The sequence below is a fragment of the Maribacter vaceletii genome (assembly GCF_003634105.1).
GTDB classification, from domain to species: Bacteria; Bacteroidota; Bacteroidia; order Flavobacteriales; family Flavobacteriaceae; genus Maribacter_B; species Maribacter_B vaceletii.
Genome location: NZ_RBIQ01000007.1, coordinates 282,098 through 296,532 on the forward strand (window position 1 = coordinate 282,098; position 14,435 = coordinate 296,532).

Annotated in this window: 17 protein-coding genes; 2 read left to right on the top strand and 15 right to left on the bottom strand. The window is 30.2% G+C overall.

What is annotated here, in order from left to right:
- Window positions 1-29 precede the first annotated feature (29 nt).
- The 13 genes from CLV91_RS01320 to CLV91_RS01380 all read right to left on the bottom strand — a co-directional run bounded on the left by CLV91_RS01320 (window position 30) and on the right by CLV91_RS01380 (window position 12,519).
- A complete protein-coding gene (locus CLV91_RS01320; protein WP_121063207.1) occupies window positions 30-434 on the bottom strand; it encodes a response regulator in 405 nt (134 codons plus the stop codon).
- 194 nt (window positions 435-628) lie between these two features.
- Window positions 629-2,404 (bottom strand): MutS-related protein, encoded by a 1,776-nt coding sequence (locus CLV91_RS01325; RefSeq protein WP_121063209.1) that lies wholly within the window; start codon window positions 2,402-2,404, stop codon window positions 629-631.
- Between the two features lie 30 nt (window positions 2,405-2,434).
- Complete coding sequence (locus tag CLV91_RS01330; RefSeq protein WP_121063211.1) at window positions 2,435-2,794, bottom strand: MmcQ/YjbR family DNA-binding protein; 360 nt, start codon at window positions 2,792-2,794, stop codon at window positions 2,435-2,437.
- A 10-nt stretch (window positions 2,795-2,804) separates the two neighbouring features.
- A complete protein-coding gene (locus tag CLV91_RS01335; protein WP_121063213.1) occupies window positions 2,805-3,203 on the bottom strand; it encodes a Dabb family protein in 399 nt (132 codons plus the stop codon).
- 5 nt (window positions 3,204-3,208) lie between these two features.
- Entirely contained in the window at window positions 3,209-3,823 is a 615-nt protein-coding gene (locus CLV91_RS01340) for a DUF4230 domain-containing protein (protein ID WP_121063215.1), read from the bottom strand.
- 7 nt (window positions 3,824-3,830) lie between these two features.
- Window positions 3,831-4,184 (bottom strand): DUF4260 domain-containing protein, encoded by a 354-nt coding sequence (locus CLV91_RS01345; RefSeq protein ID WP_121063217.1) that lies wholly within the window; start codon window positions 4,182-4,184, stop codon window positions 3,831-3,833.
- The gene (locus CLV91_RS01350) at window positions 4,174-4,932 is read right to left on the bottom strand and encodes a cyclase family protein (RefSeq protein ID WP_121063219.1); all 759 of its coding nucleotides are present in this window, start codon (window positions 4,930-4,932) and stop codon (window positions 4,174-4,176) included. The genes CLV91_RS01345 and CLV91_RS01350 overlap by 11 nt, the downstream gene beginning before the upstream one ends.
- A 34-nt stretch (window positions 4,933-4,966) precedes the next feature.
- Window positions 4,967-6,100, bottom strand: a complete 1,134-nt coding sequence (hemW, locus tag CLV91_RS01355; RefSeq protein WP_121063221.1) for a radical SAM family heme chaperone HemW — start codon at window positions 6,098-6,100, stop codon at window positions 4,967-4,969.
- Between the two features lie 11 nt (window positions 6,101-6,111).
- Entirely contained in the window at window positions 6,112-6,681 is a 570-nt protein-coding gene (gene ruvC, locus CLV91_RS01360) for a crossover junction endodeoxyribonuclease RuvC (protein WP_121063223.1), read from the bottom strand.
- A gap of 5 nt (window positions 6,682-6,686) precedes the next feature.
- Window positions 6,687-7,163 (bottom strand): hypothetical protein, encoded by a 477-nt coding sequence (locus CLV91_RS01365; RefSeq protein WP_121063225.1) that lies wholly within the window; start codon window positions 7,161-7,163, stop codon window positions 6,687-6,689.
- A gap of 127 nt (window positions 7,164-7,290) precedes the next feature.
- Complete coding sequence (locus CLV91_RS01370; protein WP_121063227.1) at window positions 7,291-10,038, bottom strand: TonB-dependent receptor; 2,748 nt, start codon at window positions 10,036-10,038, stop codon at window positions 7,291-7,293.
- Window positions 10,039-10,123: 85 nt separating this feature from the next.
- Window positions 10,124-12,160 carry a M56 family metallopeptidase gene (locus tag CLV91_RS16970; protein WP_245987115.1) on the bottom strand — a complete coding sequence of 679 codons (2,037 nt, stop codon included), beginning with the start codon at window positions 12,158-12,160 and terminating at the stop codon, window positions 10,124-10,126.
- The gene (locus CLV91_RS01380) at window positions 12,157-12,519 is read right to left on the bottom strand and encodes a BlaI/MecI/CopY family transcriptional regulator (RefSeq protein ID WP_121063230.1); all 363 of its coding nucleotides are present in this window, start codon (window positions 12,517-12,519) and stop codon (window positions 12,157-12,159) included. Before CLV91_RS01380 ends, CLV91_RS16970 begins: the two co-directional genes overlap by 4 nt.
- 143 nt (window positions 12,520-12,662) lie before the next feature.
- On the opposite strand from CLV91_RS01380, the gene CLV91_RS01385 reads away from it, so the two are divergent.
- Window positions 12,663-13,172 (top strand): DUF456 domain-containing protein, encoded by a 510-nt coding sequence (locus tag CLV91_RS01385; protein ID WP_121063232.1) that lies wholly within the window; start codon window positions 12,663-12,665, stop codon window positions 13,170-13,172.
- Window positions 13,173-13,176: 4 nt separating this feature from the next.
- Here CLV91_RS01385 and CLV91_RS01390 read toward each other — a convergent pair whose 3' ends face one another.
- Both CLV91_RS01390 and CLV91_RS01395 read right to left on the bottom strand, forming a co-directional pair.
- Window positions 13,177-13,377, bottom strand: a complete 201-nt coding sequence (locus CLV91_RS01390; protein WP_121063234.1) for a hypothetical protein — start codon at window positions 13,375-13,377, stop codon at window positions 13,177-13,179.
- Between the two features lie 42 nt (window positions 13,378-13,419).
- Entirely contained in the window at window positions 13,420-13,971 is a 552-nt protein-coding gene (locus CLV91_RS01395; RefSeq protein ID WP_121063236.1) for a nitroreductase family protein, read from the bottom strand.
- 125 nt (window positions 13,972-14,096) lie between these two features.
- Between CLV91_RS01395 and CLV91_RS01400 the strand changes: the two genes are divergently transcribed.
- Window positions 14,097-14,429, top strand: coding sequence for a hypothetical protein (locus CLV91_RS01400; protein ID WP_121063238.1), 333 nt, complete (start codon window positions 14,097-14,099; stop codon window positions 14,427-14,429).
- The last annotated feature ends 6 nt before the right edge of the window (window positions 14,430-14,435 follow it).

The following is a 14,435-nucleotide window of genomic DNA, read 5'->3' on the forward strand; positions in this document are numbered from 1 at the left end:
AAAATATTGTTGTGAAACGTAGTTTTTTGTTAGGCTTTAACTAACTCATTATTATCCCAATATGTAAAAACACTTTCCAATTTTTTCTCGTAATCCTCATATTTTAAGGGCTTTATAACATAACCAGCAATACCAATACGATAACATTCTAACAAATCTGCTCTATTTTCAGATGTTGTAAGAACAATTGTAGGAAGATATTTTAAAACAGGATCTGCCTTTAATATTTCTAAGAATTCTATGCCACTCATTTTAGGCATATTTAAGTCTAAAAGAATAATATCTGGCAAGACCTCATCAGACTTTAAGAAGTCAAGTCCTTCTTCACCGTTTTTAGCTTCCGTAATTTTGTGCTTTAATTGTAACTTAGAAACTGTTCTATTAAGTTTCATTGTTTCAATAGCATCGTCTTCAATAAATAGTACATTTAACATATCATAAGATTTATACTACAAATCTCTACTTTTTGTTGGAATAAAAAAATGATCTAACGGTAAAATGCAATTTACTATAGACGAATGGAAAATAAATAAAGATAAGATTAGAATTAAACTATGCATTTAAACGATGAGCAATAAGTAAAATCAAGGTTAAGCTATTATAGTTTTTCAAAAAAAACAAACAGCTATTAATCTATAATTTGCATCTTTTTAAGCAGGAATGATGCATTCATATTCTTACAAATGCCTTCTTTAAATTTATAATCAAAATGTAATTCATTATTTATTATCTCTGCATCAAAATAATAATTTTTTACCTGCGAAAGTTCTTTTGATACTTCGCATAAACTTAAATCATGCGTTGCAATAATACCTGTAGACAGTGAACGAACTAATTTTTCTATAAATTTTCTAGACCCAATTGCTTTATCTGTACTATTGGTTCCTTTTAAAATTTCATCTAAAACAATAAAATAACGATCTAACTGTATTTGATCTACAATAAACTTTAGTCTTTTTAATTCTGAAAAGAAGTAAGATTCATCATCGGTAAGCGAGTCTGTGGTTCGCATACTTGTAATTAGTTTTATAGGAGAATAATATACTTCTTTGGCACAAACAGGCAATCCTAAATTTGCCATTACTATTTGCAAGGATACCGTTCTTAAGAAAGTACTTTTCCCTGCCATATTAGCTCCTGTAATAATAAAAAACTGTTCTTTTTGTATGTCTATGTTATTTAAAATAGTACTCTCAGGGTTTAGCAGTGGGTGCCCAGCCTCTTTTGCCTTAAGAATTGTTGTGCTATTGTCTTCTATAATAGGATATGTATATTTTGGATGGTTAAACGCAAAATTTCCAAGACTGTTATAGGCATCAAAAAAAGCAATTACTTGAAACCATTTTTCTACAGCTTTTCCATGAACTGCTATCCATTTTTCTATTTTAAAACAGGTTGCTAATCCTCTTAAAAAAAAGCCATTTCCAAAGAGTAAATAAACAACATTGTTATTCTGGTCTAAAGCTCCTAAATGGCGTGAAAACTCATGCAAAACTTTAGAAGTTTTTATATTTTCCGCAATAATTTGTTTTTTCTTTTCTTGTAGTAATAAAGATTTAAATTCTGTATTTTCTATGATTGTAAGTAACTGGTTGTATTGTTCAAAGGTGTTCTGAACTTTTGATGCATTGGCACCCAACCTAGTTATTTTTCTGGTATAAATACCTGTAATTGCTAAACCAACAAATAACCAAATTATTAAAGAGGATTCTGGTAATTTGTCTAAAAAATAAAAACAAAATACTCCAATAGATAAAATAGAAAAAACCAAAGGAATGTATTGCATTATTTTAGGCATAAATGGTGTGTAATTACCCAACCATTTTTCAATAACATGTACAGAGGTTTCTGTTTTGGTCATAGAGGCTATTGCAGAGTATTCTTGTCGCCATTTAGGCATTTGGCTAAGCTCTTCTATAGCGCCTTGTTTCTCCTTTATTGCGTTTATATCATTCTCTAAAAATAAACCTGCCAAAGTTTCACTACCATGTACTAAAGCTGTTCTATTACAATATTGATAAAAAGAACCTCGACCAAATAAATCTATATCTTGGCTATATGCATGTAATGGGTTTTTATATTCTTTTCCATCTGGCAAGTTGTAAAAATCTCTTTTTTGAACTTCTACCTCTGTTTCATTAATAGCTATAAGCGCTTTTATTTTATCCCTTTTCTTTTGTAACCCACCATGCCGGGTAACTAAATACAGAAATACTACTACAGTTAACAAAATAATACCAACAATAATTTTTGTGTTTCCGTAAAAAAAATAGAGTCCTGCTATTGCAATACAAAAAATTAACAAACGCAACATACTCGATGCGAATAATTGTTTTTTTATACGTGCCAGTTTATCTTGATGCTTACTTATTTCTTGGGTATAAAAGGAAATTAATTCCTGCATAAAAGGGGTTATAATTAAATATTAGAAGTATTAAGAAAGAGTATCTAATTGCGCCTTAAGCTTCTTTGTAAACTTAGAGACTACTAGTTCATAGGAATGGTCTATGAGCTCTTTTATTAAATCTCTAGGTAGCTGGTCTAAAAATAAAGTATTCCAATGTACCTTACTCATATGATATCCTGCTATTATATCCCCATCATACGTTTCTCTTAACTCTATTGCACGTTCTGGATTACACTTAAGGTTAACTTGCGGTGGTTTTCTTTCTAAAGAACATAAAGCAAACATTTTACCCATAACCTTAAAGACAAGGGTGTGCTCATCAAAAGGGAATTCTTCTGTAATTCCTTTTTTTGCAATACAATATTCTCTTAATTCTTCAACATTCATTAGTTTATATTTACTCTGCGCTTACAGAATCATAAACTATTACTTTAGTCCATAGTTTACTAGACTCTTCTATAAACTTTAAATGCACATCTTCATCTTGATAGTTTTGTTGTGCTTCTGCAGAGGCAAAAGATACTATTAATGAAAAAGTAAAAGAACCATCTACCACATCTCTACTTGCTTTTGGAGGGTAGCCTATAAAACTAGTTTTTGCATACTTAGATGCATTTAAAAATTTTCTTAACGATGCAATAAAGGCTTTACGGTCCTCTTCTTTATCTGGGTTTTCTAGCCAAAAATAAACGGTATGTGCAAAATTAGAATCAAATTCTTTCATGTTCTCTTTTGTCTGTCCGTAACTTTTTACGGAACTAATTAATACTATTGCAATTATAAGTAACTTTTTCATTTTATTTATTTTTCTAATAATTTTCTTTGCGATTCTGTTAACTCAAGGGCAGAATAATCTAATTTCCAACCTATTGTTTGCACTATACTTTCTATAACTAAAACTGCTTCTAATGCCTCTCTCCTAGCAGTATCCATTAATCCGCTTTCTGGTATTTTTTCCTCAATATGTTTTCTTGCTTCTTTATTTAATGATGTTAAATCATCTGGCGTAAATGAGTTAAAAAGTCCATTTTTAATATCATAAAACTCCAATTCTGGAACAATAGATAAAATTTCTGGTTGCGGAAATTGCTCTAAAATAATTTTTTTATTTTTAGTATCGGCATGCATAAATATTTTTTTAAGGTCATATCCAATTTGTGCCTTAGCATTAATTACAATTAATGCTTTCTTTTTACTACTTACAAGACTTAAAAAACGTTCTTTAGTATTTTCATATCTATATATTTCAGCAAAGTCCCCTTCTACAGATATTAACTTACACACACTTTTAATCTTTTCTAATAATACGGTAGATTGGTGTGTTGTTAGTTCTTTATTTTCTTTTCTTTTAAAAATAGAATATCCCCAAAATGTACCTACAACACCAAGAAGTAATCCTAAAAAACTTTCTAACATAGTATTTTTATTTTTTTCCTATTTCTCCAAGATGTGTAAACTTAAACCCTTTTTCATATTTTAAACCATAGCCAAAAATTCTATCCAAACAAGAATGGGAAAACAGAATAGTACCTGCTAGTTGTAAAAGAGGAAATGACAAATATATTCCAATAAAATATAATACAATTGCTACTCCTTTATGATGAAATAAATTATAACTAAAAGCCCCAACTTTAGAATTTATTACATATCCAAGAGCTCCTATATCTGGAGTTAAAATTAAAACTAAAAAAAGCCACCAAGGGTAACCTAAAATACTAAACATAAAAATGCCAAGGAAAAACATGCAAAGCTCTTCTATTTTTAGACTATTTTTCATTAGTAATAATTTTATACAAAACAGGTTTACTTGGCGATGCATCATTATGAAAAGGTGCCACCTGTAAATCTAACATATAGGTGCCATCATGAATACTATTATTTACAAAAACAAATTCTGTTATTGTTGCTTGTTTTCTAGGATTCTCATTTATATTCCAAAATGCTTTATGTGCTAAAAGCGCTCCGTTATCTTTTTCTTTATCTACCGAAGGCAAATCTATTAACAAATGCTCTATACCTTTACTTACCAAAAACAATGCCGCTTCCTCTGTTAAATATGGCGGATTGGTATTAGAATATTGCTTCTCTTTTTTATCGCTTAAATTAGGAAGTGTACGTATTACTATGGCTTCTCTTTTTTTATTACCAAGAACATACTGTAATTGTTTTTTAGATATTATAAAATCTTTTTCTAACAATTCTGGTGCTACTGTAACAACCTCAGCCAAAAAGAAAAACTTCTTTAACTGCTCATTTATAGCATAAAAATCTTCTGTAATATGCCCTAAACATTCTGTATGCGTACCATGCGCATGCGGATTAAATGTAATGTTATTAAAATTGGTAGAACTACCTTCACTAACTTTTCCCACATAATCGCCATCTGTATGGGGTTCTATTGTTGGATGTTTTACATACCAAGCATTTACATTAGATGCCACTCCTTTTAAAGGCATAGAAATATCTAATGGTTTAGATAAATCTATTTTTACGGTCTTGGTCTTATGCTGAATAGTTGCTAACACTTTGTAGTATTTAATTACTAGCTAAAGATAAATTCTAATCTTTTGTAATCCTAAATAAATCGGAGGCAATTCCGTCTGTTAAAAAATTACCTTTAGTGGTAACCAGCAAAACGTTTTTGATTACAACCAACAAACCTTCATCTATATGCTTTTTAGATTGATGTATTATATATTGGTAATAATCCTCACCAAATTCGGTTTGTATTCTATCTAAAGAAACACCCCAAATAGTTCTTAGGCCTGTCATTACATACTCATTATACCTATCTACCATAGTTAGTTTTTCTATCTCGGCAGGAAGTTTTTCTTTTTCTAGTGCTTGTATATATTTGGGATTATTTGCTACATTCCAACTTCTATTTTTACCATCATAAGAGTGTGCAGAAGGGCCTATACCCATATATATTTTACCCAACCAATAGGCTGTATTATTCTTAGAAAAATAATTAGGCTTTCCATAGTTCGAAACTTCATACCCAATAAAGCCTTTTTTTTCTAATCGTTCTTTTAATATAAAAAAATGTTCTTGTGCCAATTCTTCATCTAAAGGTGCTAATTTCCCTTTTTTTATAAAACTTGCCAAAGCAGTCTTAGGCTCTACGGTTAAAGCGTAACTAGATATATGTGGAACACCATAAGACAATGCTGTCTCTATATTTTCCTTCCAGCGTTCCCTAGTCATATTGGGCATACCATAAATTAAATCGATAGAAATATTATCAAAAAGTGCCGTTGCTTCTTTTAAAGATTGATGCGCTTGTGTACTAGAATGTGCTCTATTCATTAATTTTAAATCGTCTTCAAAAAAAGATTGTACACCAATACTCAATCTATTAATGTCTGATGCATTAAGCTGTTTTAGTTTTTCTGATGTTAAATCATCCGGATTAGCCTCCAAAGTAATTTCTGGATTCTTTGTTACCTCATAATTAGTATAAACTACATTTAATATCTGTTCAATTTCTATCGTTTCTAAAACCGAAGGTGTACCGCCGCCAAAATAAATAGTTTCTACCTGCTCATTTTTAAACTCTTCTTTTCGCAATTCTAACTCCTTACAAAGCGCTAAAATCATAGCTTCTTTTTTTCCTAAACTAGTAGAAAAATGAAAATCGCAATAATGACATGCTTGTTTACAAAAAGGTATATGAATGTAGATTCCTGACACTGCTTTACTTTTTACTTTTTACTTTTTACTTTCGATACCCGTGACTCATTCTGCTTTACAAAAGCATCCCAGCCTGTATAGCTTTTACCAACTTCAATTCTGCCAGAATTATAAAAATGACAAACAGCAGCTGCAAGTCCATCTGTACTATCCAAGTTTTTAGGAAGTGTCTTTAACCCTAGTACACTTTGTAACATTCTTGCTACTTGCTCTTTACTAGCATTACCATTACCAGTTACCGCCATTTTTATTTTTTTAGGCAAATATTCTGTAATTGGTATTTGCCTAGACAAACCCGCTGCCATAGCAACTCCTTGTGCTCTTCCTAGCTTTAACATAGATTGCACATTTTTACCAAAAAAAGGAGCCTCTATAGCTATTTCATCTGGATGATAGGTATCTATAAGCTCAATAGTTCTTTCAAAAATTAGTTTTAGTTTAGTATATGGGTCTTTATACTTCTGCAAGAGTAGCTCATTCATTTGAACAAATTCCATTTTTTTATTCACCACTCTAATTACACCAAAACCCATTATAGTGGTTCCAGGATCTATACCTAATATAATTTTTTCGTTTGTCAATTTTTTTAGTTAGAGTGTAATACTATTGGGATTCTAAATTTTGTAGCTACCGGAATACCTTTTTTTAAAGCTGGGTCTATTTCTGGAAGACTTTTAAGACTTTGTGTTATTACGCCATCAAACTCTGGCATTTGGTCTAATATGGCTATATCTTTTTCAATATCTAGCACCCTTATTTTTCCTAATTTATCTATTACAAAAACAACATAAGCTGTAGAATCTATTCCTGGTTCTATGGTAAATTCAAATTCTCTTAGGGTTTTTGAAAAATGAGAAACCAATTCATCTTCAAAACAAACTCTTTGTTCTTCCTTAGTTGCGGTTTCATCACAAGTATAAAATAGCGGATAATTATCTATAGTATTCCAATCCATTTGTAATAACTCTTGGTTTACTAATTCCATAGTTTTTTCTTCTTTAGACACAAAAGGATTACAGGAAGCAAAGCTACACACAACCATTAAGACCCAAAGATTTTTCATTTTCTACTATTCTGATGGGAAAATTACAATTTTTTAAGGACTTTAATCTTTGTTAAAATGAATTTGCTTAACGATATATCCCTATTCCTAAAATTATATTACTGAAAAACTAAGAAAATAAAATGCTTTATCCTTTTTTTCTTAAATTATTAAATTTGTAGGTGAAACTAAACATGAAATATTGCTGTAAAATAGTAGTTTGTCTATCTTCAATATAGTTATCTAAAGCCGTTCGTTTTACGTTATTGTTTTGTTTTAGTAAATCATAAGCGGTAATTTTTAAGTTCCCTTTACCTTTTAAAACCTCTATACTTAAACTTAGGTTCCAAAAAAGTGATGATTTATCAAAACTACCTTGAATATTGCCATTGTAATTATATGTCAAATCATTTCCAAGAACTAACCCTTTTGCCCAATATGTTGTAGCTCGTAACTTTAGACTATGCATTTTGAAATTAATATCATTTAGATTGTCTAAATTATAAGATGTATTATTGAATGAAAATCTATACGAAGGCTCCAAATCAAATATTTCTTTGTAATTTAATATAAATCCTATTCTTGGAATTATTCTAAACAATTTACTTCTAAAATTTAAATCGTTATTTAAGATGATATTTCGTCGATAGACATAACCACCACCTATTTTTAATTTTAACGAGTATATACTATCTTTTTTTACATTTTTGGTAATACTAAAACCCCCAAAGTTATTGTAGTAATCATCTACATTGATAAATGTAGTGTTTCTTACAAAATTATTATTCGTGTTAACAGAGGTTACTATTTTATTTTTGGAAAATTCAGATTGTGTAAAGACAAATACACTAGTTTTTGTTTTAGAATTGTATCCTGAATAATTCAATCTAACAGTTTTATGCGTTTCTGGTTTCAAGTATGGATTGCCAATCACAATTTCTAAAGGATTTATAACATTAGAGATAGGTTGTAATTCTGTAATAGAAGGTAAAGTATTATTTACTTTGTAATCAACAAATAAAGCAGAGCGTTTACTTAACTTAACTCTAAAAAGCCCGCCAAAGAAAATGTAATTATCGTTACTTCTTCGGCTTATGTTTTGTATCCCATCGTTATTTTTTAATTGTATATTTCTGTATTGAGTATTTATATTAAAACTATATTTTTCTCCCTGTAAACTCAAACCAATTTTTGGTTGAAATTCATTGCTTCGATATTCAAAATCAGAACTTAAATCAGGGTTAAAAATAACTTCTTGGCTTTCATTTTGGTTTAAGTCATTTACATTTTTTTTATTTTTTTGGTCAGTTATAATGTAATCAAGATTGTAATCAAGAAACAATTTGTTTTTAACTATTGGCATTCTATATGCTAAGCCAATATTATATTTCTCCACTTTTTCATCTATTTCTTTGGATTGATTTATACTACTTATTATACCTGTATCGGAAGAATTAAGAATTGATAAATAATCTAAATTCGAATCATCTCGTATGAACGCATTTTTAATATTTAGACTAAGAAAACCACCCTTAGAATCCGTTTTCTTAATTATGCCAAACTGATTATTAAAATCACGTTTATTATTTTTTGAACTAGTTTCTATGTTACTAGAATTTATAATATTCAGATCCTTATCGGTTGTAACTTCTTCAGAAATATTATCAGAATTGTTTTGAGATAAAATAAACTTTGGACGGAGGCTTATTCTAATTGTTGAATCTATATTAAAGGTATAAAGAGCATTGAATCTATGAGAATCTGAATAACCAATCAAATCTGATTTTGAATTGGAAAAAAAACTATTCTCTGCTAGGAGATTATCACGTCTTACAGTCGTAGAGTTTCTTACTTCGGAAGCTCCAAAAAAGTAGTCTGTAGCTACATCAGAATTATCCTTCATTTGATTTACATAACTGGCACCAACATTAGATGATGTGATAATCCCCTCTTCAAAACCGAAAGAAATATTGTCCAAATTGAATCGCTCTCCATTACCTCGACTTACATTATGAGTGTTTTTGCTACCTATCATATCATATACTTCATCAAAAGAAAAACCTGAATTATTAATGTTATTTGCTCCGGCAAGAACACTGAACCTTTCTTTTCCGTTAAAATAATTGGCAATGCTATTAACTTGATATCTGTTTTCTGTTCCATACCCTAAAGAAGCCCTTGCTATTAACCCTTTATTTTTATCTTTTTTGATAGTAACATTTATAGTTTTATCTGTTGAAGATGACTCCTGTTTTGTAAATTTCTGCTTTTCTGTTTTCGTAGAAGTAATCTGAACTTTATCTATTATTTCTCTTGGAATATTTTTAGTAGCAATTTTTAGATCATTACCAAAAAAGGGCGTTCCATTTATTAAAATTTGACTAACTACTTGCCCATTATTTGTTATCTTTCCATCTGGACTTACTTCTATACCTGGTAGTTTTTTAAGTAAATCTTCCAAACTCGAGTCTGGTCTGGTCTTAAAGGAATCGGCATTAAATTCAAGTGTATCTTTTTTTACTATTACAGGTATACGATCTGTAATAACATCTACCCCTAAAAGTTGTTCCGATTCAGACTCCATTACAATCTCTCCTAAATCTAACTTAGGGTCAAAAAGGCTAATTTTCTTAGTTATTTTCTTAAAGCCGATATATGATATATAAAGATTAATTCCTTTTATTTTAGTATTCAAGTCCAAGACAAATATACCCGATGCATTACTTATTGTATAAGAAACCAAATTATTGGTATTCTTTGTCTCGGCATAAATTGTAGCAGCTTCGAGAGGCACAGAAAATTCATCTACAAGGGTACCTCTTATTTCGTAAGTCTGTGACCATAGGGAATAAAACGAAAAAAAAAAGAGGGTAAAAAAAAATATAAAAGCTCTCATTTTCTATAAAAAATTAATGTATTTAATAGTATAAATTCAATAAAAGACGATTCATCTTAAAATAATTATGCTTTATATTTTCATTTCACTTCTTCAAGGTTATTTCTATTACCCCATTTTTACCTTTATCACCATTTTTTTTAGTAGCGGCTTCGTCTTTAAGAACGTTAATAGATTCTATCACATCAGTATCTATATTTTCCATTTCTTTTTTGATAGTTTCTACACCATCTACTAAAATTAATGCCGGGTTATCCATTTTAAGTTTAAACGTGTTATCCTTAACTTCTATACCACTAGATTTTTTATATATTTCGCTAGTTGGCTTTAACTTAAAGGTTATTGGCATGGAATAAGCTACAGAAACATTCTCTCCTTTATGAATACCTGGTTTCATTTTTGGTAATTTAGAAATGATACGTTCTGCTTCTGTTTCTAATGATTCATGAGGCCCTCTTTTTCTAATGTCCTGAATTACTCCTTCATTAGAGATAGTAAACAAAATACTCACCCTCCCTTGAATACCTAATTCCTGTGCTTTTAAAGGATACTTAAAATGTTTACTAATATGTTCTTGCATTTTTTCTTGAAAACAAGCTCTTTTATCTACTGCGTTTTCACATCCTGGAAAAACAGGAACTTTATCTACTATCGCAAAGGGGACTTTGTCTTTCATTTCTTGTTGCAATATTTGTGTATTCACTTTTCTAAATACACGAATGGCATTTTCGCCATCTGTAATTACCATATCTTTATGCTGACTTTCTTGAGCAAATATCTCTTCCACTTTTTTATTAAAAACCCTTACTTCTGCTCCAGACAAATCTTTAATATTAGCTACTTTATATACATAACTCTCCTTAGAATAGTTCCTAGCTTTTTCTACTAAAACTGCATCGTGTGTTTTTATTGGAATGGATATATCCAAATTTTTATCTAGAATCTGAAAAGCCTTTTTTCTGTTTACATAAAACTCATACTCCGAAGTACTTGGCAGTGTTTGTTTTCTTGGTTTGTAATCCTTCTTTACATCGTCTCCAAATCTCACATTTTTTGACATCTTACTATTTACTATCCGGAATTTAAAATATTCATATTTAGAAAAAATATATTCTTCATTCTTTTTGTTTACCCTATTCGCAAAATTTCTAGAAACTTTTTCCATAGAGCCTACTTCATCTAGTTCCTCATCAATCTCTTTATTAATTTTAGAGATTAAGGCTGTATCTTCTGGATTACTTGTCTCAGTATTGGTAGAAGTCCCTTCTCCATGTGCTATAGAAGTATAAAACAGCATCCCAACAATTACTGGAACTAATAATAAATACTTAAATTTCTGACTCTTTTTTGATTTTTGTTTTTGTAACATAACTATTCGTTTTTTAATTAATGAGGTTTTAAAAAATTGATTGACAAAGGATATATTTTCAGTCTGAAAAACTTGAGACAGCAACAACTGGTATTGCTCTTTTTTGTTTGTTTTAGCAACTTTAGAGTCGGCAATAAACTCATGTAAATCAGAAATTCTATTTTGGTATAGATATACTAATGGATTAAACCATCCTATAATTCGCATAACTTCAAAAAATAACAAATCGTAAGAATGCCTTTGCCGTATATGTACCAGCTCGTGTTTAAGAATATTTTCATAGTCTTTCTCTCTTATTTGGTCGCCCATAAAAATGGTTTTGAAAAACGAAAAAGCTATAGTACTCTGCTTAACTAATACTTTAGTAAAAGCATCAAAAAACTGTACTTCTCCTTTTGCCCTTAAAGCCTGTATTTTATACACTTTATAGCCAAATATCAGTATTGCTATGAGCATCCCACCATATAGAATTCCGTTTTCTAAAGAAATATTCCAAAAATCAGAAACCTCTGTTTCGGATACTATTATTTCTGGCATATCTCTTTCCCACAAATAGTCCGGATATATAAACTCCTCAGGTAAACTTGCTTTTAGAGCTGCTATTTTTATCCATGGAAGCACTAACGACAATGCATAAGAAAGAATTAAATACACTCTATTCCACTGAAAAAATGTTTCTTTTTTTAAGAATAGGTCATACACAACCAAAAACAATAATTGAAATGCTATGCACTCTACTATATATTGTATCATTCTTCCTCGCTTTTAATATCCTTTAAAATAGCCTCTAGTTCTGTAAGACTCATCTCATTCTTTTTCATAAAAAAAGACACCATACTCTTAAAAGAACCTTGAAAATAACCATCTACTAATTTGTTTATAGATTGATTACTGTAATCTGATTTAGGTACAAGAGCAAAATAAAAATGTCCTTTTCCTTCTTTCTCATGGTCCACAAAACCTTTACTCTCTAAAATCCTTACTATAGTAGATACTGTATTGTATGCTGGTTTAGGTTCAGGTAATTCCTCTATTATAGAAGCTACATTACATTTCTGCAATTGCCATATAATTTGCATTACCTCTTCCTCTGCTTTTGTTAGTTGTTTCATAATGAACTAAAGTTTTAGTTCAACAAATATAACTAAAAAACTAGTTTAAACTAATTTTTTAGTTTAAACTTTAAAAACATTCGTAATTCCTTGCTCTTATGTAACAATAACACACTATTTTCGTCTTATAGAAAAAAGGTTAAATGGATATTTTCTTAGTAATTATAGGTTTAGTTTTAATGTTTGTTGGCATTATAGGTAGCTTTTTACCTATTCTTCCAGGGCCTCCAATAGGCTGGTTGGGAATATTAATGCTTTATTTAACCAATGTAATTCCAAAAGATTACTGGCTACTAGGCACTACATTAGCCGTTGCACTTGTAGTTTGGGCGTTAGATTATATTATTCCTGCAATAGGTACAAAAAAATTTGGAGGCACTAAAGCTGGCATGATTGGAACTACTATAGGGTTAATTGTTGGATTAATTGCACCTATCCCAGGTGGTATAATAGTAGGACCTTTTGTAGGTGCTTTAATTGGTGAACTTGTAAATAATGCAGACCAAAAAACAGCCCTTAAGGCTGCTTTTGGTTCTTTTCTTGGTTTCCTTACCGGAACCTTTTTAAAATTTGTGGTTTCTATAGTTTTTTTAGGCCTCTTTATCTCTAAAACATGGGAGTATAAAAACGTGTTATTTACTTTTATAAACTAACTTCTTAATCCCCCTTATTCAAATCTTTAACATCAGATTTTGTTTTTACATCACTATCTTGTTCTCCTAGAGGCACACAATAACTACCACCTTCAGGAGTATCTTGCTCAAAATAACCCTCTTCACACTTTCCTTGTTTAAGGTCTCCATCGCAACCTAATAAGAAAATACCTAAAACAATTACTACTACATTTTTTATTTTCATAATCATAACTTTAAAAAATTAATCTATTTCGCTAGTATATTATTACAACCACTCTACTTTATCATTTATAGGTTTTCTTTCTGCTTCAAGTGGCTCTTCATCGGAATAGCCCATGTAGAAAAAACCAAGACATTTTTCTCCTTCGTTTAGAGTAAAAAACTCATCCATATATTTTATAAGTCCAGGAGAACTCCAATACGACCCTATTCCCATTTCTGTACAGCAAAGCCACATATTCTGTACTGCCATTGCTACAGCAGCAATTTCCTCCCATTCTGGAACACTTTCTAAAGGGTCTCTTTGCATACAAATAGCTAGTATTACAGCAGCCTTTTTAGGGTTTTCAATTAACTTTTTTGACTTTATTTGCTTAGGATTCGCAGTAATATCTATATAGGTGTTCGATAAAAACTCTCCTAGTGCAGCTTTTTTATCGCCTTGAATAACTTTAAAACGCCATGGTTCTGTCTTTTTATGACTAGGAGCCCAATTAGCTGCTTCTAAAATTTTCTCTATATCACTTTTATCTATGGGCTTGCTATTATATTGTGCAGGAAAAATGGAACGTCTATTTTTTATAATATCAAAAATCATGTGTCTTTATTTAGCGTCAAAAATTCTTTTTTTTAGCAAATTACAAGAAAAAAATATAAAGCCACTTATACTACTTAAGTCTTAAATAGTTTTGTTTAACTTTGCCCAACTATAGTTATTCTATAATGACAGCAAGAACAAAAAAAAGTAAAGCATTCCTATCTCTAGTATTACTAGGGCTATTACTGCTGCCTACTGCTGTTCAGTTTATCCATACATTAGATGCTCATAATCATTTTGAGTGTACAGAAAAAAGTGTTCATATTCATAAAAAAGTAGTAGAATGTAACATCTGCGATTTTCACTTCTTTTCTTTTTCCTATGATATTTATGAATATTCAGACTTAGCAAAAACACTTACACCCTCAAAACTAGTTGCTAGTTTAAGAGTTATAGTTCTTACTACTTTTATTAATAACAATACTTCATTAAGGGGGCCACCTCAATTTCTTGCTTAATTAAAA